The following is a 23404-nucleotide window of genomic DNA, read 5'->3' as shown; positions in this document are numbered from 1 at the left end:
CGGCTACCCCGCGGCCCCGTCCGCCGCGAGCCGGTGGACGGTGCCGTCCTCCGTGAACAGCTCGCTCAGCTCGAAGTCGAAGCCCTCCGCCTGGGCCAGAGCGAGGAGCCGCATGGCCGCCAGCGAACTGCCGCCCAGCGCCAGGAACGGCGCGTGGACGTCGACCTGCTCGACCTGGAGCACCTCGGCCCAGATCCTGGCCAGTGCGATCTCGTCCTCGGTGCCCGGTGCGGTGCCCGCCCCGGCCGTGGCGGCGGTGCCGCGCGCGGGGAACAGTGCAGGTGCGGCCGCGCTCCCGGCGGGCGGTCCGGCCGCCTCAACGGGCACGCCGGCCGCGATGTGCTCCGCGAGCTTGCCCACCGGCTCCGTACCGCCGTCGGCTATCGACTCCAGGACACCGCGGAACGCCCCGAGGATGCGGTCCACGGACTCCGCGTCGAAGAACGCCAGGTCGTACTTGACCTGGAAGAAGAGCTGCTCCTCGGGCATCGCCTCGATGGCGAACGGGTAGTTCGTCCAGCCGACGTAGCGTTCCTGACGCACATGGACGCCGCCCCGCCCCGACCAGCCGGTGCCCCGGGGAAAGTTCTCGAAGATCAGCAGGGACTCGAAGAGGGGCTGGCCGCTCGGCAGGTCGGTGCGCTGCTGGATCAGCGGAAGCGGGTAGTGGTCGTGCGAGCGGGCCGCGACCTGGGTGCGCTGGATCTGCTGCAGCCAGCGGCCGATCGGCTGGTCACGCTCCAGGCCCACCCGCATCGGGAGGCTGTTGATGAAGATCCCCACGATGTCCTCGACACCGGCCAGCGCCACCGGACGGTGGGTGATGGTGATGCCGAAGCAGACGTCGTCCTGCGCGCTGCAGCCGCCGACCACCACGGCCCAGGCGCCCTGCACCAGGGAGTTGAGGGTCAGCTGGTTGGCGCGGCCGAATGCAAGGAGGCGCTCGGTCAGTTCCTCGCCGAGGTCGAGGCGTGCCTCGGCGTGCATCTCCTGCGAGCTGGCGGAGAGGCCGAGCTGCGCCGACCGGCCGATCACCGTAGGACGGCGGAACCCGGCGAGCCGTTCCAGCCAGTAGCCGCGGGCTCCCGCGATGTCCTCGTGCTCCAGGAAGGCCACGTAGTCACCGAAGGAACGCGTGGGCCGGAGTTCGGGCAGGCGCCCCTCCAGCTTCGAGTGGTAGATCTCCAGCGAGTCGCGCAGCAGGACGAAGAGCGACCAGGCGTCGAGGATCAGGTGGTGATAGCTCATCACCAGCTTGTAGGCGGTCTCGCCGAGCCGGACCAGGGTCAGTCTGAACAGCGGCGCCCGGTCGTACGCGAACCCCCGGCGCCGGTCCTCGTCGAGGTACCGCTCCAGGAGCTCCGCCTGCTCCGCCTCGGTCCGGCCGGACCAGTCCAGTACCGTCCAGCCGAGCTCGGCCGTCCTCTGCACGGCCTGGAGCGGCTCGGAGAGCCCCTTGGTGGCGATCCAGACCCGCAGGATCTCGTGCCGGTCGACGACCTGCTGCCACGCCTGGTGGTAGGCGTCGAGGTCGACCTCGCCGTCGACGGCGTACAGGAACTGCTCGAAGTACACACCGGAGTCGGGGTCGAGCAGCGAGTGGAAGAGCATGCCCTTCTGCATCTCGGTCAGCGGGTACACCGTCTCGACCCCGTCGGGGTCGGCGGCGGCCGCGCGCACCGCGGCCAGGTCCGCCTCCGTGAGCGTGAAGGCCTCCGGGTCGAAGGCCCCGGTCAGAGCCGGCCGTGTCCGGCGCTGCTCCTCGATGAAGGCGGCGGTCTCCGCGACGGTGGGGGTGGCGAAGACCTGGGTGGCGCTCAGACTGATGCCCTCGCGGTTGGCCTTGGCACTGATCAGGAAGCCCTGGATGGAATCCCCGCCCAGCGCGAAGAAGTTGTCGTGGATGCCCACGGCCGGCAGTTCGAGGGTCTCGGACCACAGCGTGCACAGATAGCTCTCGAGCTCGTTGCGCGCCGCCGTGTACTCCTCGGCCAGCTCCAGATGGGCGCCCCGCAGCTCGTGCAGGGAGCGGCGGTCCACCTTGCCGTTGTGGGTCAGCGGGATCTCGTCGATGACGGTGAAGGCCGCCGGGACCATGTAGTACGGCAGCCGGTCGGCGAGACGGGCGCGGATCAGAGCTGCTGTCGGCGGTTCGTCCGTGCAGGTGAGATGGGCGACCAGACGCTGGTGCCCGCCGGCTCCGCGGAGGCCGGAGGCGACGGCGCCGGTGACGCCGGGGACCTCCAGGAGACGGGCCTCGACCTCGCCGAGCTCCACCCGATAGCCCGCGATCTTGACCTGGTCGTCCATCCGGCCGAGGAGTTCCAGGCAGCCGTCCTCGGTCTGCCGTGCGAGGTCGCCGGTCCGGAACACCCGGCCCTGGGCGGTCTCGGCGAACTTCGCCGCGGTGAGCTCGGGCAGCCGGTCGTAGCCCTCCGCGATGCCCACACCGGCCAGGCACAGCTCGCCCGTCTCGCCCGGCGCGACCGGGGAGAGGTCCTCGCCGAGCACCCGGGGCGTGAGCTCCGCCGCGTGTCCGACCGGGACGAAGCCGTCGTACTCGGCGCCCGGCAGGCACTCCCAGTACGTGCTGTAGAGGGCTTCGGTCAGGCCGTAGACGTTGAACAGCCGTGCGCCGAGACCGGTGGCGAAGTACCTCTCGGGCAGGGCGCCGGGCATCACGTCGCTGCTGCAGAAGACGTACTTCAGCGAGGTGTTGGTGGCGAACGCCGGGTTCTCCAGGATGCCGGAGAGCAGCGCCGGCACGACCATGAGAGTCGTCACCGAACCGCTGTTGATCAGCTCCACCAGGCGGTCGGGGTCCTTGTGGTCGCCGGGCGGCACGATGACGACGGTGCCGCCCGAGAGCACGGGCCAGAAGACCTCGCGGACCAGGTTGGTGATGCTGAGGGTGGTGCGCAGCAGCTGGCGGTCCCCGGGCTGGAGCGGGAAGGTGCGCTGGAGCCACCGCTGGCCGCTGAGCAGGGCACGGTGGGTGAGCATCACGCCCTTGGGCGTGCCGGTGGAGCCGGAGGTGTAGAAGATGAACGCCAGTGCGTCCGGCGCGAGTTCGACGGGCCCGGCGAGCGGCTGCGCCGCACCGTCGAGCAGGTCCTCGAAGGCCAGGAGGCGGACGCCGTCGGGAGCGCCTCCCCCGAGCAGGGCGCGCTCGGTGAGGACGAGTCCGGCGCCGGAGAACTCCAGGATGGTGGAGCGGCGTTCCTCGGGGTCCTCCGGGTCGACCGGAACACAGACGCCGCCCGCGCGCAGCACGCCGAAGAGGGCGGGGAGCAGGGCGGAGGAGCGGGACATGTGCAGACCGACACGGCTGCCGGGACGGACGCCCTCGGCGACGAGAGCCGCCGCGATCCGGTCCGCCTCGGCTTCCACCTGGGCGTAGGAGGCCGAGGAGTCCCCGTGGAGGGAGGCGATGGCGGTGGGGGCCGACGTGGCCTGCGCCGTGAGCAGGTCATGCAGGAACGACATGCGTGGACACCACTTTCCGTGTGGTCGGTGCGGAACGGGTAGCGGACTGAAGTGAGTCGAGGGAGTCGAGCGGGGAGCGGGGAGCGGGGAGCGGGACGCGAGGAGGGCGGATCAGCTCCGAGTCGCGGGGGACGCGTCGGCCTGGCCGGCGGGTGTGTCCGCGGCCGCGTCCTCCGCGCGCTCGCCGGCCTTCTCGACCGTGGGCGAGGCCCCGGGCGGGGACAGCAGGGCCCCCGCGATCAGAGGCAGTGCGCCCGCGGCCAGGAAGACCCAGGTGATACCGGCGGTCGAGGCCAGGACGCCACCGATCAGCGAGCCGAACGGGATGACGCCCCAGGTCAGCCACCGGTAGGTGGCGTTGACACGGCCGAAGAGCGGTACGGGGATGGTCGTCTGGCGGTAGTGCACCACCGCCAGGCTCCAGACCATGGACCCCAGCCCGTAGGTGAAGAGACCGGCCGCCACGACCGGCACGCTGGGCACGGCCAGGGAGAGGAAGCAGACGCCGAGCAGCGGCGTCCCGAACCGCAGGACGGGCCCGTCCCCGAGCGTGGCCCGGACCCGGCCGGTCACAGCCCCGGCGAGGATGCTGCCGACCGCCAGGCAGGTGAGCAGCAGCCCGTACCCGGTCGAGGACAGGCCGAGCCGTCCGGGCGACACGGCCCACAGTGGCAGCATGGTCAGGCACATCGCGTACGAGAGGTTGTTGACGGCTGCCGCGCTCGCGAGCCGGGCGAGATCCCTGTGGTCGCGGAAGTAACGCAGCCCGTCGCCCAGTTCGCCGGCGAGCGAGCGGAACGTGGTACGCCGATCAGGCCCGGGGGCGGACGCCGACGGCTGCTCGTGGCTCGCCTCCCGGACGGCCGCGGGCAGCAGCCCGAGCGCCCAGACGGTGATCACGTACAGGCCCACCACGACGGCGAGCCCGCCACCCGATCCCAGCGCGGCCACGTAACCGCCGAGAGCCGGGCCGATCAGCTGCGCCAGGAACATCTGGGTGGACTGCAGGGACGCGTTCGCCCGGGGCAGCCGCTCCGACGGCACCAGTCTGGGCAGCTGGGACTGGGAAGCCACGTCGACGAAGTTCCCCGCGCAGCCGATGAGGAAGGCGGCGGCCACGAGGGGCCACAGGGACAGCCGGTCGAACGCCGCCAGGGCGCACATCACGGCGACCAGCGGAAGCCGGACCGCTGAGGCCCAGCGCATCACGGTCCGGGGTGGGTACCGGTCCGCGATCACTCCGGCGGGGAGGGTGGAGATCAGCCAGGGCAGCCGTACGGCGAAGCCCACCACCGTCACCGAGAGCGCTGAGTGGCTGATCCCGAGTGCCAGCAGCGGGACCGCGATCTTGTAGATGCCGTCCGCCAGGTCCGAGGCGACGACGGCGGACTGGAAGAGCCTGAACGGCGAACCGAGCCGCTCCTTGCCCGGGGTGTCCCGTCCCCTCCGGAGGACGCTCAACATCGGTCCACGAGCAGGACGGAACTCATCACGGCGCCGTGGTGGGCGTTGAGCACGGGGCCACCGCCGGGCACGCCGTGCCGGACCAGAACCCCCGACGGCGCGCCGCCGAACATGAACGGTCCCAGTACGAAAGGCACTTCCGCGTGCTCGACCGCGCCGGTCTCCTGGTCACGGAAGTCCAGGGCGAGCCGGTCGGGCGTCACGTGCCGCTGAAGGATGTGGTGTCCCTCCCGCGCCGCCCGCTCCAGTGCTTCCCGCCACTCCTCGTCGGAGACCTCGGGGCCGAGGACGACGCCCCCGCCGCCGTACCCGCCGGCCGGCTTGAGGACCAGTTCCGAGCGGTGGGACAGGGCGTGCGCGAGCAGTTCGGGGCCCCCGGTGCCGGAAGCGGGGAAGAGGACCGTCCAGGGCAGATGACGCTCGACGAGCCGCTGGTCGGCGCTCGGGAGCGACTCCTTGTCCTCCCAGAGCCAGGCCATCGTGGTCTTGTCGCTGAGCAGCCAGGTCGCCTCGGAGGTGTGCATGCGCACGCGCCCGGCGCGCACGGCACGGATCAGCGCGTCCAGGCCGTCGCCCGGTGGCTGGTCGAAGCTGAGGAAGAGCCTGAACACCGCGTCCACCCGCCGGCCGTCGAGCAGCAGGACGTCCTGCTCGCCGGTCTCCAGCTGATCCATCCGGCAGGCGACGGTGTCCATCCCGTGCTGCCGCCCGCTGTCGCACATCGGACCCAGCCAGGCGAGGAAGGCGTCGGCCTCCTCCAGCCCTGGTGCGGCGCCCTTGCTGAAGACGGGGATGGCGACCCGCGAGCCCTCGGAAAGCTCCAGCGACCTGCGGATCCAGGCGAACCGGGAATCCACCGCGGAAGGCGGGGCGTCGATACGGTCCCCTCCGGGAAGCGGGCGACAGAGGTCCCGGAATCGCGAGGCGAGCAGATCGGCCTGGAGCGTGCCGCCGAGCGCCCCGTCGATGTTGAACTCGACGAACCACGGGATCCCGGACCGGTAGACGACATCGGGCCGCGCCGCGACGAGAAGGCTCTCGTCGAGTGGCTCCGCGCGGGACAGCAGCGGGGTGTCGGCCGGGTCGACGCCGAGGACGTCCTGGAGCTCGCCGGCGGTGCCGGCTCTGCGGCGGCAGGAATCGAGGAGAAGAGTCATCAGGCGCGCGGAGACGCGTCCCAGTTCCTCGTAGTGCTCCCGGTCGACGAAAGCCGGCCGGAGAGGGCGCCAAGTCCCCTTGGAGCCGCTGATTCCGCCGTGAACGCGCCGTGCCCCGGTGACGGAACCGCTGAGCAGGCCGTCCCTGAAGGACTGGGGGAGTTCGCTCCACACATCCACTGAGCGGCGGAGAGAATCGACAATTCCGCTTTCCATGCCCCCACGTTTCCCTGATCGCCAACCGCAGGTGGGGGGTCTGGTCGGCGTCCCCCCGGTCGCCGGAACGAGACACTATCGCTGCGAAGTCGGTGGTGATCTTGGTTCCCGGAGCATGTCGCTGGTCGGCGCGGACCTGGGCGAAGGAGTTTCACGACGCGCCGGAGGGGGCGTGAGTATTTACGAAACGTTCACATGAAACCGAGAAGTATCACTACTCGGACAGAAGAGTGTTTGTTGTGTGTTGTCCCGAACGGTCCCTGCAGGAAGGGCAGTTGTATGCTGCGCCGGTGACGACCCGGGTGATGTCCAGCGAGATACGTCCACCCCTGGAGCTGGGTGACGGGCTCCGGGGCGGGCCGCCACCGGCGCTGGAGGAGGGCGGGCAACCCGTGCTGTGGCTCGTGCGCTCCGACCGCTTCGGGGACGTCGCCGCGGGGTCGGCCGCCTCCGTGCTCGACCGCGGTGAACGCGGGCGGGCCGAGCAGTTCCGGCGGGACGAGGACCGGGCCACCTATCTCGCGGGGCATGTGGGGCTGCGGTCGCTGCTCGGCGCCTACCTGGGCGTGCCGCCCCGGGAGGTTCCGCTGGAGCGGGAGCCCTGCTTCTCGTGCGGACGGCCCCACGGCCGTCCCTTCGTGCGGGGCAACCCCCTCCACTTCTCCCTCTCGCACACCGGAGGGCTCTGCCTGCTGGCCTTCGCGGTGGCACAGGTGGGGGCGGACATCGAGGCGATCCCCACGCTCACCGTCGCCGACGAGGCCGGCGCGTCCCTCCACCCCCGCGAGACGGCCGAGCTGGGAGCCTTGGGTCCCGCGGACCGTCCGGCCGCGTTCGCCCGGACCTGGGTGCGCAAGGAAGCGTGGCTGAAAGGGCTGGGCACCGGACTGGCGCGCTCTCCCTCCCTGGACTATCTGGGAACGGCGCGGGCGGAGGTCGCCGGACCGCGGGGCTGGTGGGTGGGTGACGTCCCGGTGGACGACGGATACGCCGCCGCGGTCGCGGTGGCGGACTGACGCCGAGGAAGGCTCCGGGGCCGCCGCGGTCCGGCGACCTCCGCACCAGGATCGTCGGCCGGGGCGGTCCCGAGCCACCTGGGGTCCGGGCCCGGGGAGGGGAATCCGTGGCGGGCCAGGCACACTCTGAGTGTCGTAGTTCCCGCACCGGAGGATGATTCACGCATGATCACGCTCAGCAAGGAAGACGGACCGGCGGACCTGGACGGAGTCACCCACCTGTCCATCGGGGTGTCCTGGGACCCCACCGCGGGCAGCAGCGGCGGAGTGATGGGTGTCCTGCGCCGCAAGACCGGCACCGACCTCGACCTGATCGCCATCGCCATGCAGGGTGCGGATCCGGTGCGTCTGGCGGGCCTGGACTCGCTGGATCCCATGGGTAACGGTTCCATCGTCCACAGCGGCGACAACCAGACGGGACGCGGCGACGGGGACGACGAGACGGTCACCGTCGAGTTCGGGCGCATCCCCACGAACATCACGTCGGTCGTGTTCGTCGCCGCCGCCTTCAAGAAGGGCAGCTCGTTCCAGAAGGCCCGCAACATCAGCTTCAAGGTCTACGACGCGACCGGCGGCAGCAGCCAGCAGGTGGCCGACATCTGGCCGAGCCTGCTCACCCAGGACAACGCCTGCGCGGTGGCCAAGGCCGTACGGGTCGGAGGCTCGTGGAAGCTCGAAGTGATCAATACGACGGGGAAGGTCAAGCAGGGCGACGAGCACGCCCTGATGCGCTTCGCGATCAGCAAGTAGTACGGCGTTCCGGCCGTCGAGGACGGGGACCGGGACAACGGGTCCGCGCGACCGGCCGGTGCGCGGGGCCCGCCTCCCGCCCCGTCCCCGGCCGGCCGCGGGGCGACCGCCCGGGGCGTCCGCCGCTTCAACTCTCCTGGAGCACGGACGACTTCGCCCTCGATCCGGATGCCGGAGTCACGCGGGGTAGGCGTGGGTCTGGGTCGCCTTGACGGCGGCCCAGACCGATGCTCCGGGGTGAAGGCCGAGTTCGGCGGCGCCGGCCGTGGTGAGATCGGCGGCGAGCGGGAGTTCACCGGTCAGGTCCGCCCGGATCCGGTCGCCGTGCGTCTCCAGCCCCGCCACCTCGCAGCGCCACACGTTCCGGGCGCTGGAGCCGGTGGGGCGCTCACCGAACAGGGTGACGGCGCCGGGCGGGAAGGCGACGAAGACAGGCCCGGAGAGTTCCTCGGTCGTGGTGATCAGCGGCCCCGTCTCCAACCGCACCGTGTGCCCGTCCGCCCGGCCCCGGTAGAGGTTCAGGCCGACCAGCTGCGCGATGTAGTCGGTACGCGGATGGCGGGCGATGTCCGACGGGGTCCCCTCCTGGACGACCCGGCCGTGTTCGACGACGACGAGCCGGTCGGCCAGCACCATGGCATCGAGCGGGTCGTGGGTGACCAGCACGGCCACCGCCTCGAAGTCCGCCAGGTGACGGCGGAGCTGGGTACGCACCTCGAGCCGGGTGCGTGCGTCGAGCGCCGCGAGCGGCTCGTCCAGGAGCAGCAGCCGGGGGTGCGTGGCCAGGGCTCGGGCGAGCGCCACTCGCTGGGCCTGGCCGCCGGAGAGACGGCGGGGCCGGGAGCCTGCATGGTCGGCCAGCCCCATCCGGTCGAGCCACGCGGCGGCCTGCACGCGGGCGTCGGCCTTGGACGCGCCCTGGCACCGGGGGCCGAAGGCGACGTTGTCCAGCGCGGTCAGGTGCGGGAAGAGTAGGTAGTCCTGGAAGACCACGCCGACCGGCCGCGACTCGGTCGGCGTCCCGTGCAGCGACGTCCCGTCGAGGCGCAGATGGCCGCCGCTCGGCGGGACGAGCCCGGCGAGGGCGCGCAGAGCGGTGGTCTTTCCGGCCCCGTTCGGGCCGAGCAGCGCGACGACATCACCGGGCGCGGCCGTGAGTGCCACATCGAGGCGGAAGCCGTCCCGGTCGACGACGAGGTGGGCGTCCAGCCCCTCCGCGGGGGCGGGGCCCGCCTCGGAGCCTTCGTGGGAATCCCGTTCGGTACGGGTCATGAGCAGGCCGTCCAGCGGTCGTACGGCCCGCCGTGGACCGTGGGAGAGGAACAGGGGCAGGGGCAGATCATGACACCGTCATCCAGCGGTCCCGCAGCCCCGCCAGGACCGCGATGGACACGGCCAGCAGGACGAGGCTCAGCGCGATGGCGGCTGCCGGGTCGCTCTGCAACGCCAGGTAGACGGCGAGCGGCATCGTCTGCGTACGGCCGGGGAAGTTGCCCGCGAAGGTGATGGTCGCGCCGAACTCGCCGAGCGCGCGCGCCCACGCCAGCACCGCGCCCGCCGCGATACCCGGCATGATCAGCGGCAGCGTCACCCTGCGGAACGCCGTGAACCGGGACGCGCCCAGGGTCATCGCCGCCTCCTCGAAGCGCGGGTCCGCGGCGCGCAGCGTGCCCTCGACGCTGATGACCAGGAACGGCAGTGCCACGAACGTCTCCGCGATCACCACACCCGCCGTCGTGAACGGCAGGGTGATCCCGAACCACGAGTCCAGCCACTGACCCACGACCCCGTTGCGGCCGAGCGCCAGCAGCAGCGCCACACCGCCCACCACCGGGGGCAGGACCAGGGGAAGCGTGACCAGGGCGCGGACGAGGCCGCGCCCTGGGAACTCGGTACGCGCCAGAAGCCACGCGAGGGGCACCCCTAGGACCAGGCTCAGCGCCGTCGCGGCGGTGGCGCAGACCAGCGACAGCCGGAGGGCGTCCCAGACCTCCGGACTGGTGAGCTGCTCCGGAAGGCTGCGCCAGGGCGCGCGTACGAGGAGGGCGACCAGCGGCAGGAGCAGGAAGGCCAGCCCGACGAGAGCGGGCAGCAGGAGCGGCAGAGGCGTCCCGCGCACCGGACCCGTCCGGGCACGCCGGCGCCGCGGCCGGCCGTCACGGGCGTCGCCACCCGTGACGGCCCGGTCCGCGGCGCCCGTCCGGTCCTTCTCCGTCACGGCTTGAGGAACCCGGACGCCGTGAGCACCTTCTGGCCCTCCGCGGACCGCACGTAGGCGATGAACTCCTTGGCCGCGGCGGCGTTCGGGGCGTCCTTCAGGAGCGCGATCGGGTAGTCGTTGACCGCGTTGGCGGACTCGGGGAACTCCACGCCCTCCACCTTGTCACCCGCGGCCTTCACATCGGTCTTGTAGACGACCGCGGCGTCCGCCTCCTTCAGTTCCACCTTCGTCAGGGCACTCTTGACGTCCTGTTCGTAGGAGACGGGGGTGAGCTCGAGCTTGTCGGCGTCGAGGGCCTTCTGCGCCGCCGCTCCGCACGGCACGGTCTTGTCGCAGAGCACGACCTTGAGACCGGCCTTCGTCAGGTCCTTCAGCGAGCCGATCCCGTCGGGGTTGCCGGGCAGGGTGGCGATCTCCAGCTCGTTGCGGACGAAGGTGGCAGGCGTGCCTGAGGCGTCACCCGCGTCCGTGACGATGGCCATCGTCTTCGGGCTGGCCGCGGCGAAGACGTCCGCGGGCGCGCCACCGGTGATCCCGGAGGCGAGGCTGTCGCTGCCACCGAAGTTGAAGGTGACCTTCGTTCCCGGGTGCGCCTTCTCGAAGTCCGCGCCCAGGGTGGTGAAGCTCTCCTTGAGGGACGCCGCGGCGAAGACGGTGACGGTGCCGGAGAGCTTCTCCGGGGCTCCCGCCGATGAGGCGTCCTCCGTGGAGCTGTCGCCGGAGGAGGAGCAGGCGGACAGTGCCAGCAGCGCGGCTGCGGCCGCACCGGTTACCCGCAGGGTCCTGCGCACGGAACGAGTCATCACGGGGCTACTCCCTCTGGCTCTTCTCGGAAGAGTCCGTCTGCGTGTCTGCCGGGAGGGACCGTGGTGCCCCTCCGAGCCTTGCGTGACCGCACCACCGGCGTGACCCCGGTGTGGTGCCGTCGCCCCGTTTCCGGCCGGCCGGCTGTCCGAACCGCCGTCCGGACCGACGCTCCGGTGAGCGGCTGTGTGCTGATCATAGTGCCGCAGATTCTAGGGAGAAGTCACTTGTGGTATCGCATGAGCAAGACCTGGTGTGCATTGGAGCCGCATGTGCGTTTGTACGGGGCGGTGGCGTGGGTACGGTCCCGCGCGGAGGTGGTGGCCCGTGAGTCGGCCCACGACGACCGACGGCCCGGTGGCGGAGCTCGCCCTGACCGGTGACCTCGCACGTCCCGCGACTCTGACCGTGCGCGACCTGCTCGCATGGCCGCAGCGATGCGCGGAGGTCAGCTTCGAGTGCGCCACCAGCGGGATCCGCCGCCATCGCTTCGAGGGGCCGCTGCTGCACGACGTGCTGAAGGACGCCGGGCCCGGTTTCGACCCGGCGCGGCGGAAGGACAGGCTGCGTTTCCTCATCGCCCTGTCAGGGGCTGACGGCCACCGCGTCCTCCTGTCCTGGGCGGAGATCGACCCGGACTTCGGGCGGGCTCCCGTGCTGCTGGGGGTGAGCATCGACGGCGTCCCCCTCGATCGGGCCGGACCTCAACTGGTCCTGCCCCAGGACCGCTGCGGAGCCCGGCACGTCAGCGCCGTCGACTCGATCCTCGTGGACGGCCGTTACCGGGCGGGCGGCTGATGCGTGGCCGCGGACCCGCCACTCGGTCGGCACCTCACCCGCCTTCCCGGTTGCCTGTCCGGCTTCCGTGAGGGGCGTTCGCCCGACAGCTCAGGCGCGGTCGATGTGCACGTTGGTCGACTTGATCCGGGCGGTGGCCTCCATGCCGACCTCCAGGGCCAGTTCCTCCACCGCCTCGCGGGTGAGGAGCGAGACGAGGCGGTGGGGGCCTGCCTGGATCTCCACCTGGGCCGCGACGTCGCCCAGCTTCACGGCCGTGACGATTCCGGGGAACGCGTTGCGCACCGAGGTGTAGGAGGCGTCCGCCTCGCCGCTGGTACCGGCGATCTCCACCGAGAACGCGGCCAGATCCCTGCCGTCGATGAGCCGCCGCCCGGTCTCGTCCCGGTGCGTCGCCACTCTGCCCGCGTCCGCCCACCGGCGCGCGGTGTCGGAACTGACGCCCAGTAGCCGAGCCGCCTGGCCAATTGTGTAAACCTGCATATGCGGCACTTTACAGCCGGGAAGTTCTCAAATGGACGATCGAAACGCCAATATGCCTGGCATGTGCAATGGTGCGTCACCACCGCTACTGGACCGCGTGCGATCCGCGGCTCAACCGCACCCGGTCGCTGGACCTGGCGTTCCCGCTGGCAGTGATGTACCGGGATCCGGGGTCCCGGCCGGCGGCCACGACCGGTTGACGAGGTCGAACGGTGCGGCGTCCGAAAGGTAGAAATGGCCTCCGGGCAGGGTGTGCAGGGAGAACCCGGCCCGGGACATCTCCCGCCACCGGGCGGCCTGGTCCGCGCCGACCTGAGGGTCGTCCGCGCCGACGAGCACCGTGACCGGACAGTCGAGGAGGGCCTCCTCCCGGCAGGAGTACGCGGCGAGCATCCTGAAGTCCGCCTTGACGTAGGGCATGACGAGCTCCGCGAAGAGCGGGTTCTCCAGGATCCCGGCGTCCGTACCGCCGAGCGTGAGCAGCGCGGCCCTGACGGATGCGTCGTCCCATGTCCGCCGTGGATCAGCCGAGGGGGTCATCAGATGGGGGGCGCGGGCGCCCGAGGCGAAGAAGTGTGACGGACCGTCTCCGGAACCCTGCAGAGCCAGCGCGGTCTCGAACGCCACCATGGCGCCCATGCTGTGGCCGAAGAACGCGGTCGGCCGGCCGTCGGCGCGGGAGCGTACCTCGTCCGCGATCTCCTCGGCCAGGGCACGCAGGTCCTGCGGGGGAGTCTCGGCTATTCGGTCCGCCCGCCCCGGATAGCAGACCGTGTGCACCTCGCAGTCCTCGATCCCGCTGCCCCAGCCGCGAAACGCGTAGGGTGACCCGCCCGCGTGCGGAAAGCAGATCAACCGCCTTCCGGCGAAGGGCCGATGCTCCACATGGCGAACCCACACTGCTCCAACGCCCTTCGTCACCCGGCACGGCCGTGGTTCAGCATAGATTCCCCACGCTGACGGCGAACCGACACCCGTCGGACCGGCTCCCGGCGGGCGTCCGTAGATGAGCGCTCACACAACGTTCACCCCCTGGTCGACCGCCCTCCCTGGCCATGTTCCTGCCAATCCAGTGGGATCGCGCCATGGGAGACCAGGGACACCACCACACACACGACCACCACGGGCACACCCATGACGGGCACGGGGCGGAAACGCGGCCCGGCGGTCCCGGCCGGCGGGCGCTGCTCGGCGCAGCCGCCGGCGGGATGCTCTTCCTCGCGGCTTCGCCGGGCAGCGCCGCGGCCGCGACCACGGGTACGGCCTCCTCCGGGGATTCCCGGGCGAAGGCCGCGGGCGGAGCGGCCCGCTCGTCGCTGATCACGCAGGGCACGACCCTCGTCCACGCGGACCTGCACAATCACACGGCGATGTCGGACGGCGACGGGGACCCCGCTCTCGCCTTCGCGTCGATGCGCAGCGCCGGCCTCGACGTGGCCGCCCTCACCGACCACAGCGGCGTGTTCACCATCGGAGGACTCAGCTCCTCCGAGTGGAAGCGCACGGCCCAGTTGGCGGACGCGGCCAACGTCCCCGGCGTCTACACCGCGATCCGCGGCTTCGAGTGGACACACGCGCTGCTCGGCCACGCCAACGTGTGGTTCTCCGACTCCTACGTCGACATGTCGCTGGCGCCGGGCATGGGCGCCTTCTTCGACTGGCTCGACGACCGGGACGCCATCGCGGGCTTCAACCACCCCGGGCGGGAGGAACTGCGGTTCAACGAGTTCGGGTACAACGCGGCCGTGCACGACCGGATGGTCAGCCTGGAGATGTTCAACCGCGGTGACGACTACCTCTTCGAGGGCTGGTCGTCAGGCAAGAGCTCACCGCTGGTGGCCTGTCTGAACGCCGGCTGGCGTACCGGCCTGACCGGTGTGACCGACGAGCACGGGACCGACTGGGGCTTCCCCGAGGGGAAGGGCCGCAGCGGGCTGTGGGTCACCGAGAACACCAGGGCGGGCGTCCTCGAGGCGATGCGCGCGCGGCGGTTCTTCGCCACCCGTGTCTCCGGCCTGCGCCTGGACGCCACCGCCGCCGGCGTGCGGATGGGTGGGCAGCTGCCCCTCACCTCCGGTGACGTCCGCTTTCGGGTCGACCTCGACCGGGGCCCCGAGTGGGTCGGCAAGCAGCTGAACATCCAGGTTCTGCGGCCCGGCACGGCGGCACCCGAGGTCATCGACGTCGTCCCCACGACGGCCGGCCGGATCGCCGAGTTCACGGTCCCGCTGGACACCGCTGACGGCGACTGGGTGGTCCTTCGGGTCTCCGACCCGACCCAGGCCAACGGCTCACCAGGCCCGGCCGGGCACGCGTGCAACGACTGGGGTGTGGCCTACAGCAGTCCGTGGTGGCTCCAGGGCTGACCGGCCAAGTGTCCGAGGACCCAGGCCGCGCGGACGCTCCGGCCACGGGGACGCACGTACCGGTATGACCTGCCGCACATCCGGCCCGGCCGCGCCCGGTGCGGGGGCCCGTGGATTCCCCGGAGCGACGGGGATCCGCGCCCCCGGCCGGTTCGTGCACGCCGGTCGCTGTGACCCGGATCTCTACCGCGCCGAGGGCTCCCGCTGGCAATGTGGTGGGGTCACGGGGGGAACCGACTGCCGACCGACCGAGTGAGATGCCATGACCGCGACCACGGCTGAGAACCGCACCCACGCCCGCGCCCGCACCGGCGGGCCCGACGACGGGCCGAAGGTGCTGGAGCACGTGCTCGGCTGGACCCTCGTCGTCGTCCTCGCCATGTTCGTCACGCAGGCCGGACTCATGTGACCTGCGGAGTCCCGTAAAGACGGGTGGGGTGGGGCGCCCGCCCGGCACCCCACCCCTGACCCGCCCTGCTGTTCGCCTACCCCGTCAGGGCCGGTTGATTGCAGGGTCAGTCGATGGCTTTGATGAGCTCACCGTCGGCGGTGTCGCCGCTCAACTCCCAGAAGAAGGTGCCTCCCAGGCCCTGCTGGTTCTTGTAGTCCATCTTCGTGGCGATGGTGGCCGGGGTGTCGTAGCTCCACCAGTCGGTGCCGCAGTGGGCGTAGGCGGTGCCGGCGACGGTGCCGGTGGCGGGGCAGCTGTTCTTGAGGACCTTGTAGTCCTCGATGCCCGCCTCGTACGTGCCGGCGGCGGCTCCGGTGGCCGTACCACCGGGGGCGTCCTGGGTGACGCCGGTCCAGCCGCGGCCGTAGAAGCCGATGCCGAGCAGCAGCTTCGAGGCGGGAACACCCTTGGCCTTCAGCTTGCTGATGGCCGCGTCGGTGTCGAAGCCGTCCTGCGGGATGCCGTCGTACGTGGTCAGCGGTGAGTGCGGGGCGGTCGGGCCCTTGGCCTCCCAGGCGCCGAAGAAGTCGTACGTCATCACGTTGTACCAGTCGAAGCTGGTCGCGGCGCCGGCGTAGTCGGCGGCGTCGATCTTGCCGCCGTCCGAGCCGTCCGCGGTGATCGCGGCGGTGACCAGGTTGTCGGAGCCGAACTTGGTGCGCAGCGCCGAGGCGAGGTTCTTCAGTGCGGCGGGGCCGCTGGTGTCACAGGTCAGGCCGCAGGCGTTGGGGTACTCCCAGTCGATGTCGATGCCGTCGAAGACATCGGCCCAGCGCGGGTCCTCCACCAGGTTGTAGCAGGACTCGGCGAACGCGGCCGGGTTCTGCGCCGCGGCACCGAAACCACCGGACCAGGTCCAGCCGCCGAACGACCAGATGATCTTCAGGTCGGGGTGAAGCTTCTTCAGCTTGCGCAACTGGTTGAAGTTGCCCCGCAGTTCCTGGTCCCAGGTGTCCGCGACGCCGTCGACCGACTGGTCGGCGGTGTAGGACTTCTCGTAGTCGGCGTAGGAGTCGCCGATGGTGCACTTGCCGCCCTGCACGTTGCCGAAGGCGTAGTTGATGTGCGTGAGCTTGTCGCCCGAGCCCGAGGTCTCGATGTTCTTGACGTGGTAATTGCGGTCGTAGACACCCCAGTTGGTGAAGTATCCGACTACCTTGTTCCCGGCTGCCGTGGGGGCGGCTGCCGCGGCCGGTTGTGCGGCGGTGGGGGCAGTGCCGGCCGATGCGGCACCGGCAACGCCGAGAAGGGCGGCTCCGAGCGCGACCGTGCACAGCGTCGCGGCGAGCGCCCGGAGGCGGGCGCGAGGACGGTGAAGTCCGTTCATTGTGGCTCCTCGTGGGGGAGGGCGTGGTGGTGTGGGGGGTGCGTACCCGGGCTGTCCGTTTGGCATGGACGCGCCGAGGCATGGGGCAGACCGTAGATGGACTAGACCAGTTGGGTCAATGGTTCGGACCAATTTCCCCCGGAGCCCCCTCCGTCGACCGGTGACGCGCGGCCTCCGATCGGGCATACTCGACGCGCCACAGCCGCTGACCGGCGCCTCCCGTGATCCGGGCGGGCAGGATCGGCTGAGGAGTCGTTGTTTTCCGGGCAGGGCCCGGGACCACCCGGCGGTGCCGCACACCCCGCGCGCGACCGTCGCCACGCCCGACAGGGAGGAGAGCGCCGTCATGTCCGACCGTGCCCCGCAGCCGGTGGAACGCCGTCTGCCCACCGAGGAGTCCCGGCAGCTCGTCGAGCTCGTACGCGACATCATCTCGAAGGAAATCGCTCCCAGGGCGGCCGAGGAGGAGGAGGCGGGCGTCTTCCCGCGCCCGGTCTTCACGCTGCTCTCCGAGTCCGGACTGCTCGGTCTGCCCTACCCGTCCGCGCACGGCGGCGGTGACCAGCCCTACGAGGTCTACCTCCAGGTGCTCGAGGAGCTGGCGGCAGCCCGGCTCACCGTCGGGCTCGGCGTCAGCGTCCACTCGCTCGCCTGTCACGCACTCGCCGGATTCGGCACCCCCGACCAACAGGCCGCGCACCTCCCCGCGATGCTCGGGGGCGGCCTCCTCGGCGCCTACTGCCTCTCCGAGCCCTCCTCCGGCTCCGACGCGGCCTCCCTCCGCACCAAGGCCGTCCGGGACGGAGAGGACTGGGTGCTCACCGGGACCAAGGCCTGGATCACGCACGGGGGCATCGCCGACTTCTACACCGTCCTCGCCCGTACAGGGGAGGACGGGCCGCGGGGGATCACCGCCTTCCTCGTCCCCGGGGACTCCCCGGGGCTCGAAGCGGCCCTGCCCGAGAAGAAGATGGGCATGAAGGGCTCGCCCACCGCCCAGCTGCACTTCGACGGCGTGCGGATCTCCGGCGACCGCCGCATCGGTGAGGAAGGGCAGGGGTTCGCCATCGCCCTCTCCGCGCTCGACTCGGGGCGTCTGGGAATCGCCGCCTGCGCCATCGGAGTCGCGCAGGCCGCCCTGGACGAGGCCGTCGGATACGCCGCCGACCGGCGCCAGTTCGGCAGGCCCGTCGCCGACTTCCAGGGGCTGCGTTTCATGCTGGCCGACATGGCCACCCAGATCGAGGCCGGCCGGGCCCTCTACCTGGAGGCGGCACGGCTGCGCGACGCCGGCCTGCCGTTCTCGCGCCAGGCCGCCATGGCCAAGCTGTTCTGCACCGACGCGGCCATGCGGGTGACCACGGACGCGGTCCAGGTGCTGGGCGGTTACGGCTACACCCTCGACTTCCCCGTGGAGCGCCTGATGCGCGAGGCGAAGGTGCTGCAGATCGTCGAGGGGACCAATCAGATCCAGCGCATGGTCATCGCACGTCACCTGGCCGGTCCCGAGACGCGCTGATCCGGACGGGCCGGTCGGACCAGACCGGGGTCGTCATGATCCGGTTCCACTCCTGGTCGCGACGGCCCGGCACGGTCCGGCCCGTGCCTTCCCAATGGCGCAGCATGGCGCGGTAGATGGGCGGGTCCGTGCTGTGCGGCGTGGACTGGCGCGCGGGCTCGCCGGGCGGCGGTCCGGGCTGCGGAACCGATTCGCCGGACGCCGGTTCCGGGAGACGGTGCCGTGCGGGTCCGGCCGTTGAATGCAGCGTGGTCATACCGAGCCAACGCCGCTACGGCCTCCAGGGTCACTGTCCGGCCGAATCGCGCGCCCGTTCCTCGGGTGCCGGGACGGGCCGGCGACCGGTCTTGCGCGGCACGGCGGGCGGACCGCCGTGGCGCACGTGGGCCCGCGCCGCAGGGGCGCGGGAACCGTTCAGGCGGCGTGCCGCCGCGTCTGCGGCACGAACCGCAGGGGACGGGAGCCAGGCCCTCCGGCGTGTGAGAAGGGCTGCATCCGCCAGTCGAGCCCCTGAGGGAGCGTCAGCAGAAGTCCGGTCTCCTGCTCCTGGGCGTCGGACGAGTCGTCGGCCGGGAGCGCCTGCGAGGCGTCACGCCTCGTGCCGGGGCACACGGTGAGCACGAACGGGTTCCACGGCGTGGGGCAGAGCGCGTGCTCGGGAAGCACGTCCTCGTCCGCCAGCAGGGCGATCGGCTGTGCGCAGTCCGGGCAGATGACCCGGTACATCTCGAACGTGTCGTACGCGTCGGGGACGATGTCCTCGTCCTGCGCGGCGTACGACTCGGGTTCCGGTTCGACAGGTCCGGTGAGCTTCAGGCTCTGCATGGGTCTTTCCCCCCTCGGGTGGGCCGGCCAGGCGCCACGGCCTCGGCCACAGCAAGCACTTCCCGCCGGAAGTCGGCCGTAACCCGCGAGCCGTCCGGCTACCGGAGCGTAAACATGTGGCATTCATCACATGGACGTCGAACGTGCCCCTCCTGAGCTCCCGCGGCTGTGCCTGGAGGGTCCCGGGGCCATAGGTTGATCCGCATGGAGGAGCTGGACCGTCAGATTGTTGAGTTGCTCGTCAAGGACGGGCGCATGAGCTACACCGACCTGGGCAAGGCCACCGGCCTGTCCACCTCGGCCGTTCATCAGCGCGTCCGCAGGCTGGAGCAGCGCGGGGTGATCCGGGGCTATGCCGCCGTGGTCGACCCCGAAGCCGTCGGTCTGCCCCTCACCGCCTTCATCTCCGTGAAACCCTTCGACCCCAGTGCCCCGGACGACATCGCGGAGCGACTCGCCGGGGTGCCGGAGCTGGAGGCCTGCCACAGCGTCGCCGGTGACGAGAACTACATCCTCAAGGTGCGGGTCGCGAGCCCGCTGGAGCTCGAGCACCTGCTCACCCGGATCCGTTCGCTGGCCGGAGTGTCCACCCGTACGACCGTCGTCCTCTCCACGCCCTACGAGGCGCGGCCGCCGCGCGTCTGAGGGGCACCCGGCCCGGGGTGGAGGGGGCCGGGGGCGGAGCCGCGCCCGCGAGGCGCGAGACTGGTCCCATGACCGAGAGCACCGCCCCCCAGAGCGAACACCGCACCGTGCTGCTGCGCGGTGGAGACGTCCACAGCCCCGCCGATCCGTTCGCCACCGCGATGGTGGTCGAACGCGGCCATGTCGCCTGGGTCGGCTCCGAGGGGGCGGCAGACGCGTTCGCCGGCGGGGTCGACGAGGTGATCGATCTCGAAGGGGCCCTCGTCACACCCGCGTTCACCGATTCGCATGTGCACGTCACTTCGACCGGACTCGCGCTGACGGGGCTGGACCTGTCGGCCGCCCGGACCCTCGCCGAGGCACTCCGGAGCGTACGCGCGTACGCGGACGCCCAGCCGTCGGGCGGAGTGATCCTCGGTCACGGCTGGGACGCCGCCCGCTGGCCCGAGCAGCGGCCGCCGTCGCGGGCCGAACTCGACGAGGCGGCCGGCGGGAGGGCGCTCTACCTGCCCCGCGTCGACGTCCACTCGGCCGTGGTGACCACCGCGCTCCTCGACCTCGTACCGGGGGTGACGGCCCTGGCGGGGTACCACCCCGACGCCCCCCTGACCGGCGACGCCCACCACGCGGTCCGGGCCGCCGCCCACCGGGCCGTCACACCCCGGCAGCGGGCCCAGGCACAGCGCGAAGCCCTGGCGCACGCCGCCTCGCTCGGCATCGGCACCCTGCACGAGTGCGGGGGCCCGGACATCTCCGACGAGGAGGACTTCACCGGACTGCTGAAGCTCGCGTCGGAGCAGCCGGGCCCGCGCGTCCTCGGGTACTGGGCCGAACGCGTAAGCGGTACCGAGGACGCCCGCCGGATCCGTGAGATGGGCGCGATCGGTGCCGCCGGCGACCTGTTCGTCGACGGCTCGCTCGGGTCGCACACGGCGCTCCTCCACGAGCCGTACGCGGACGCCCCGCACACCGGCACCGGCCGGCTCGACGCCGCGGAGATCGCCGCCCATGTCACCGCGTGCACCGAGGCCGGGCTCCAGGCGGGCTTCCACGCCATCGGGGACGCGGCGGTCTCCGCCGTCGTGGAGGGCGTCCGCACCGCATCCGAGAACCTCGGTCTCGCCCGTGTCCGGGCCGCCCGGCACAGGGTGGAGCACGCCGAGATGCTCACTCCGGCGACCGTCGCGGCCTTCGCCGAACTCGGCCTGACCGCCTCGGTGCAGCCGGCCTTCGACGCCGCGTGGGGAGGCCCCGACGGCATGTACGCACGACGGCTGGGGACCGAGCGCGCCGCGACCCTCAATCCGTACGCCGCGCTGCTTCGGGCCGGAGTGCCCCTCGCCTTCGGCTCGGACAGTCCGGTCACCCCGCTCGACCCCTGGGGCACCGTGCGGGCGGCGGCCCACCACCGCACGCCGGAGCACCGTGTCTCCGTGCGCGCCGGTTTCACCGCCCACACGAGGGGCGGCTGGCGGGCCGTCGGCAGGGACGACGGCGGCGTGCTGGTGCCGGGGGCGCCCGCCGACTACGCCGTCTGGCGCACCGGAGACCTGCTGGTCCAGGCCCCGGACGACCGGGTGGCGCGGTGGTCGACGGATCCCCGGTCCGGCACCCCCGGCCTGCCCGACCTCACTCCTGGGGCGGCGCTCCCGGTCTGCCTGCGCACCGTGGTTCTCGGACAAACGGTCTACATGCGTCCGAACGAGTGACGTCGTTCCGTTCCGTACCTCCGATCGATGGCGGCCAGGCTCCGCCGCGACCTGCTGCTCCTCATCACTGACCAGGCGTTTTCGAGAGAATGCGCAGGTCGGGGGTGTGTTGACAGAAAGCGCCCACAGGCCGGTAGGTTCGGCCGGGTCCACCACTGGACGTCCGACCGGACAAGACCTTCCACGCAGTCGTCGAACGCCGCTGGGTCACGGGGTGGTGTGCCGCACCGGCGCACCACCACTGACAGCCAGGTTCAGCGCCCGCGCCTCGGGGGCGAGGGAAGGTTTCGTCCGGACGGCAGGTGTGACCCGGGTGGGGCCCGGAGGTTCAGTAGACAACGGCTCTCGGTCGACCCGCAGCCAGCGGGTCCCAGGTCGGCCCGAAGGACGCCGGGCCCCGATCCGCAGGCGCGTCCTTCTGTCCGCAGTTCCACGCTTCTGTCCGCGCGGCACACGCCGTCCCTCGACCGCGTCGGCGTCCGGCCGCGGTGCGCTGGATATGGTGTGCACCTGCGTACGGACTTTAAGGGGCAGTAGTGAACGACGGCGGTCAGCGGCAGTTCGGCCCGCTCGGCAAAGTCTTGGTGATCATTCCGACCTACAACGAGGCCGAGAACGTCAAGCCGATCGTCGCGCGGGTGCGAGCCGCCGTCCCGGAGGCGCACGTCCTCGTCGCCGACGACAACAGCCCCGACGGCACCGGCAAGGTCGCCGACGAACTGGCCGCCGCCGACGACCAGGTGCATGTGCTGCACCGCAAGGGCAAGGAAGGCCTCGGGGCCGCGTATCTGGCCGGCTTCCGCTGGGGCTCCGAGCACGGCTACGGCGTCCTGGTCGAGATGGACGCCGACGGCTCCCACCAGCCCGAGGAACTGCCGCGCCTCCTCACCGCCCTGAAGGGCGCCGACCTGGTGCTCGGATCGCGCTGGGTCCCGGGCGGCCGGGTGGTCAACTGGCCCAGGCACAGGGAACTCATCTCGCGCGGCGGCAGCATGTACTCCCGGCTGCTCCTCGGCCTGTCGGTACGGGACGTCACCGGCGGCTACCGTGCCTTCCGCACCGAGACCCTGGACGGACTCGGCCTCGACGAGGTGGCCTCCCAGGGCTACTGCTTCCAGGTCGATCTCGCCAGGCGGGCGGTGGAGGCCGGGTTCCACGTGGTGGAGGTGCCGATCACCTTCATGGAGCGGGAGATCGGCGACAGCAAGATGAGCCGTGACATCCTCGTGGAGGCCCTCTGGCGGGTCACCGGCTGGGGAGTCACCGGACGGGCCAACAAGGTACTGGGGCGCAAGGCCCCCTGAGACCGGCCTTGATCACCCCCTTACGCCGCTCGCACGCCGCTGCAGGCACACTGGGGGCATGACGACCGGCACACCGCCTCCGAACCGTCCACGGCGCTCGCGCGCCCGTACCCTCCTGCCGCTCGGCGTCGCAGCCTGGATCGTGCTGGAGATCTGGCTGCTGACCGTCGTGGCCGGTGCGGCGAACGGTTTCACCGTGCTGCTGATCCTGGTCGGCGGCGCCTTCCTCGGCGCGGCCGTCATCAAGCGGGCGGGCCGCAGGGCCTTCCGCAACCTCACCGAGACCCTCCAGCGGATGCCGGGGCAGTCGGACGCCTCCGAGGCCCCTGCCTCGGCCACGTCGGGCAGCAAGGGCAACGGCTTCCTGATGCTGGGCGGCCTGCTCCTGATGATCCCCGGTCTGATCTCGGACGTCCTGGGACTTCTGCTCCTCGTGCCGCCCGTCCGCTCCCTGCTCGGACGCTACGCGGAGCGTTCACTGGAACGCCGGATGAGGGCGACCACGCCCGGCGGTCTCTCCGACGCCTTCCAGCAGGCACGCATCCACCGGCCGGACGGCAAGGTGGTCCAGGGCGAGGTCATCCGCGAGGACACGGCCCCCGGAAGTCCCCGCCCCGACGACGGCGGGCAGCGTCCGCCTCTGACTCCCTGAGCACGACCGACTCCCTGAGCGTGAGCGGCCTCCTCCCACCGACGGTGGGAGGAGGCCGCTCACGGCACCTCGCACAAGAGCCGCGGGGGGGGGGCCCCCCCCGGGGGGGGGGGGCCCCGGGGGGGGGGGGGGGGGGGGGGGGGGCGGGGCGCCGGCGGCCAACCGTGGCGCCGGGGCCACGCGCGGGTTTGTTGACAGGCCCCCAAACAAC

General features: G+C 71.6%; 19 protein-coding genes and 1 pseudogene. 10 read left to right on the top strand and 10 right to left on the bottom strand.

Annotation, left to right across the window (positions count from 1 at the left end):
- Positions 1-3: 3 nt before the first annotated feature.
- The 3 genes from ACGFNN_RS30870 to ACGFNN_RS30860 form a co-directional block, all read right to left on the bottom strand.
- Positions 4-3486 (bottom strand): amino acid adenylation domain-containing protein, encoded by a 3483-nt coding sequence (locus ACGFNN_RS30870; RefSeq protein ID WP_393560880.1) that lies wholly within the window; start codon positions 3484-3486, stop codon positions 4-6.
- 111 nt (positions 3487-3597) lie between these two features.
- Positions 3598-4947: an MFS transporter gene (locus ACGFNN_RS30865; RefSeq protein WP_393560878.1), complete on the bottom strand. Its 1350-nt coding sequence runs from the start codon at positions 4945-4947 to the stop codon at positions 3598-3600.
- A complete protein-coding gene (locus tag ACGFNN_RS30860) occupies positions 4944-6323 on the bottom strand; it encodes a hypothetical protein (protein ID WP_393560876.1) in 1380 nt (459 codons plus the stop codon). The genes ACGFNN_RS30865 and ACGFNN_RS30860 overlap by 4 nt, the downstream gene beginning before the upstream one ends.
- Positions 6324-6613: 290 nt before the next feature.
- On the opposite strand from ACGFNN_RS30860, the gene ACGFNN_RS30855 reads away from it, so the two are divergent.
- Both ACGFNN_RS30855 and ACGFNN_RS30850 read left to right on the top strand, forming a co-directional pair.
- Positions 6614-7339: a 4'-phosphopantetheinyl transferase family protein gene (locus tag ACGFNN_RS30855; RefSeq protein ID WP_393560874.1), complete on the top strand. Its 726-nt coding sequence runs from the start codon at positions 6614-6616 to the stop codon at positions 7337-7339.
- Between the two features lie 165 nt (positions 7340-7504).
- Positions 7505-8089 carry a TerD family protein gene (locus ACGFNN_RS30850; protein ID WP_362550764.1) on the top strand — a complete coding sequence of 195 codons (585 nt, stop codon included), beginning with the start codon at positions 7505-7507 and terminating at the stop codon, positions 8087-8089.
- A gap of 177 nt (positions 8090-8266) precedes the next feature.
- On the opposite strand, the gene ACGFNN_RS30845 is transcribed toward ACGFNN_RS30850, so the two are convergent.
- From ACGFNN_RS30845 to modA, 3 genes are all read right to left on the bottom strand, one after another.
- Complete coding sequence (locus tag ACGFNN_RS30845; RefSeq protein WP_393560872.1) at positions 8267-9361, bottom strand: ABC transporter ATP-binding protein; 1095 nt, start codon at positions 9359-9361, stop codon at positions 8267-8269.
- Between the two features lie 67 nt (positions 9362-9428).
- On the bottom strand, positions 9429-10307 hold the full coding sequence (gene modB / locus ACGFNN_RS30840; RefSeq protein WP_362550770.1) for a molybdate ABC transporter permease subunit: 879 nt from the start codon (positions 10305-10307) through the stop codon (positions 9429-9431).
- A complete protein-coding gene (gene modA, locus ACGFNN_RS30835) occupies positions 10304-11113 on the bottom strand; it encodes a molybdate ABC transporter substrate-binding protein (protein ID WP_393561095.1) in 810 nt (269 codons plus the stop codon). Before modA ends, modB begins: the two co-directional genes overlap by 4 nt.
- A gap of 328 nt (positions 11114-11441) precedes the next feature.
- Here modA and ACGFNN_RS30830 point away from each other — a divergent pair, with 328 nt between their 5' ends.
- The gene (locus ACGFNN_RS30830) at positions 11442-11912 is read left to right on the top strand and encodes a molybdopterin-dependent oxidoreductase (RefSeq protein ID WP_393560870.1); all 471 of its coding nucleotides are present in this window, start codon (positions 11442-11444) and stop codon (positions 11910-11912) included.
- A gap of 90 nt (positions 11913-12002) precedes the next feature.
- Here ACGFNN_RS30830 and ACGFNN_RS30825 read toward each other — a convergent pair whose 3' ends face one another.
- Both ACGFNN_RS30825 and ACGFNN_RS30820 read right to left on the bottom strand, forming a co-directional pair.
- A complete protein-coding gene (locus ACGFNN_RS30825) occupies positions 12003-12395 on the bottom strand; it encodes a molybdopterin-binding protein (protein WP_393560868.1) in 393 nt (130 codons plus the stop codon).
- Positions 12396-12617: 222 nt separating this feature from the next.
- Positions 12618-13280: pseudogene (locus ACGFNN_RS30820) on the bottom strand (thioesterase II family protein); the annotation flags it as partial.
- A 200-nt stretch (positions 13281-13480) separates the two neighbouring features.
- Between ACGFNN_RS30820 and ACGFNN_RS30815 the strand changes: the two are divergent.
- Together ACGFNN_RS30815 and ACGFNN_RS30810 are read left to right on the top strand one after the other, a co-directional pair.
- Positions 13481-14761: a CehA/McbA family metallohydrolase gene (locus ACGFNN_RS30815; RefSeq protein WP_393560866.1), complete on the top strand. Its 1281-nt coding sequence runs from the start codon at positions 13481-13483 to the stop codon at positions 14759-14761.
- A gap of 262 nt (positions 14762-15023) precedes the next feature.
- Positions 15024-15170 (top strand): SCO1431 family membrane protein, encoded by a 147-nt coding sequence (locus ACGFNN_RS30810; RefSeq protein ID WP_362550785.1) that lies wholly within the window; start codon positions 15024-15026, stop codon positions 15168-15170.
- A 106-nt stretch (positions 15171-15276) separates the two neighbouring features.
- Here the strand turns inward: ACGFNN_RS30810 and ACGFNN_RS30805 are convergent, their stop codons facing one another.
- Positions 15277-16539: a glycoside hydrolase family 18 protein gene (locus tag ACGFNN_RS30805; protein ID WP_393560864.1), complete on the bottom strand. Its 1263-nt coding sequence runs from the start codon at positions 16537-16539 to the stop codon at positions 15277-15279.
- A 346-nt stretch (positions 16540-16885) separates the two neighbouring features.
- Here ACGFNN_RS30805 and ACGFNN_RS30800 point away from each other — a divergent pair, with 346 nt between their 5' ends.
- The gene (locus tag ACGFNN_RS30800; RefSeq protein ID WP_362550791.1) at positions 16886-18058 is read left to right on the top strand and encodes an acyl-CoA dehydrogenase family protein; all 1173 of its coding nucleotides are present in this window, start codon (positions 16886-16888) and stop codon (positions 18056-18058) included.
- Between the two features lie 414 nt (positions 18059-18472).
- Here the strand turns inward: ACGFNN_RS30800 and ACGFNN_RS30795 are convergent, their stop codons facing one another.
- Positions 18473-18883 carry a hypothetical protein gene (locus ACGFNN_RS30795; RefSeq protein ID WP_393560862.1) on the bottom strand — a complete coding sequence of 137 codons (411 nt, stop codon included), beginning with the start codon at positions 18881-18883 and terminating at the stop codon, positions 18473-18475.
- A 204-nt stretch (positions 18884-19087) separates the two neighbouring features.
- Between ACGFNN_RS30795 and ACGFNN_RS30790 the strand changes: the two genes are divergently transcribed.
- The 4 genes from ACGFNN_RS30790 to fxsA all read left to right on the top strand — a co-directional run bounded on the left by ACGFNN_RS30790 (position 19088) and on the right by fxsA (position 23193).
- On the top strand, positions 19088-19528 hold the full coding sequence (locus ACGFNN_RS30790; RefSeq protein WP_362550797.1) for an Lrp/AsnC family transcriptional regulator: 441 nt from the start codon (positions 19088-19090) through the stop codon (positions 19526-19528).
- A 68-nt stretch (positions 19529-19596) separates the two neighbouring features.
- Positions 19597-21237: an amidohydrolase gene (locus ACGFNN_RS30785; protein ID WP_393560860.1), complete on the top strand. Its 1641-nt coding sequence runs from the start codon at positions 19597-19599 to the stop codon at positions 21235-21237.
- Positions 21238-21773: 536 nt separating this feature from the next.
- Positions 21774-22541: a polyprenol monophosphomannose synthase gene (locus tag ACGFNN_RS30780; RefSeq protein WP_365525102.1), complete on the top strand. Its 768-nt coding sequence runs from the start codon at positions 21774-21776 to the stop codon at positions 22539-22541.
- Positions 22542-22599: 58 nt separating this feature from the next.
- Positions 22600-23193 (top strand): FxsA family membrane protein, encoded by a 594-nt coding sequence (fxsA, locus tag ACGFNN_RS30775; RefSeq protein ID WP_393560858.1) that lies wholly within the window; start codon positions 22600-22602, stop codon positions 23191-23193.
- Positions 23194-23404: the final 211 nt, after the last annotated feature.

It is taken from the genome of Streptomyces sp. NPDC048590 (genome assembly GCF_043199535.1).
Lineage (GTDB): Bacteria > Actinomycetota > Actinomycetes > Streptomycetales > Streptomycetaceae > Streptomyces.
The sequence above is the reverse complement of the archived record's forward strand: the minus strand, read 5'-3'. Positions and strand labels throughout refer to the sequence as shown.

Bases quoted from the DNA above. Each gene is read 5' to 3' on its own strand.
- ACGFNN_RS30870 (WP_393560880.1), bottom strand. From the start codon at position 3,486: ATGTCGTTCCTGCATGACCTGCTCACGGCGCAGGCCACGTCGGCCCCC.
- ACGFNN_RS30860 (WP_393560876.1), bottom strand. From the start codon at position 6,323: ATGGAAAGCGGAATTGTCGATTCTCTCCGCCGCTCAGTGGATGTGTGG.
- ACGFNN_RS30850 (WP_362550764.1), top strand. From the start codon at position 7,505: ATGATCACGCTCAGCAAGGAAGACGGACCGGCGGACCTGGACGGAGTC.
- ACGFNN_RS30845 (WP_393560872.1), bottom strand. From the start codon at position 9,361: ATGACCCGTACCGAACGGGATTCCCACGAAGGCTCCGAGGCGGGCCCC.
- modA (WP_393561095.1), bottom strand. From the start codon at position 11,113: ATGACTCGTTCCGTGCGCAGGACCCTGCGGGTAACCGGTGCGGCCGCA.
- ACGFNN_RS30825 (WP_393560868.1), bottom strand. From the start codon at position 12,395: ATGCAGGTTTACACAATTGGCCAGGCGGCTCGGCTACTGGGCGTCAGT.
- ACGFNN_RS30815 (WP_393560866.1), top strand. From the start codon at position 13,481: ATGGGAGACCAGGGACACCACCACACACACGACCACCACGGGCACACC.
- ACGFNN_RS30810 (WP_362550785.1), top strand. From the start codon at position 15,024: ATGACCGCGACCACGGCTGAGAACCGCACCCACGCCCGCGCCCGCACC.
- ACGFNN_RS30805 (WP_393560864.1), bottom strand. From the start codon at position 16,539: ATGAACGGACTTCACCGTCCTCGCGCCCGCCTCCGGGCGCTCGCCGCG.
- ACGFNN_RS30800 (WP_362550791.1), top strand. From the start codon at position 16,886: ATGTCCGACCGTGCCCCGCAGCCGGTGGAACGCCGTCTGCCCACCGAG.
- ACGFNN_RS30795 (WP_393560862.1), bottom strand. From the start codon at position 18,883: ATGCAGAGCCTGAAGCTCACCGGACCTGTCGAACCGGAACCCGAGTCG.
- ACGFNN_RS30790 (WP_362550797.1), top strand. From the start codon at position 19,088: ATGGAGGAGCTGGACCGTCAGATTGTTGAGTTGCTCGTCAAGGACGGG.
- ACGFNN_RS30785 (WP_393560860.1), top strand. From the start codon at position 19,597: ATGACCGAGAGCACCGCCCCCCAGAGCGAACACCGCACCGTGCTGCTG.
- fxsA (WP_393560858.1), top strand. From the start codon at position 22,600: ATGACGACCGGCACACCGCCTCCGAACCGTCCACGGCGCTCGCGCGCC.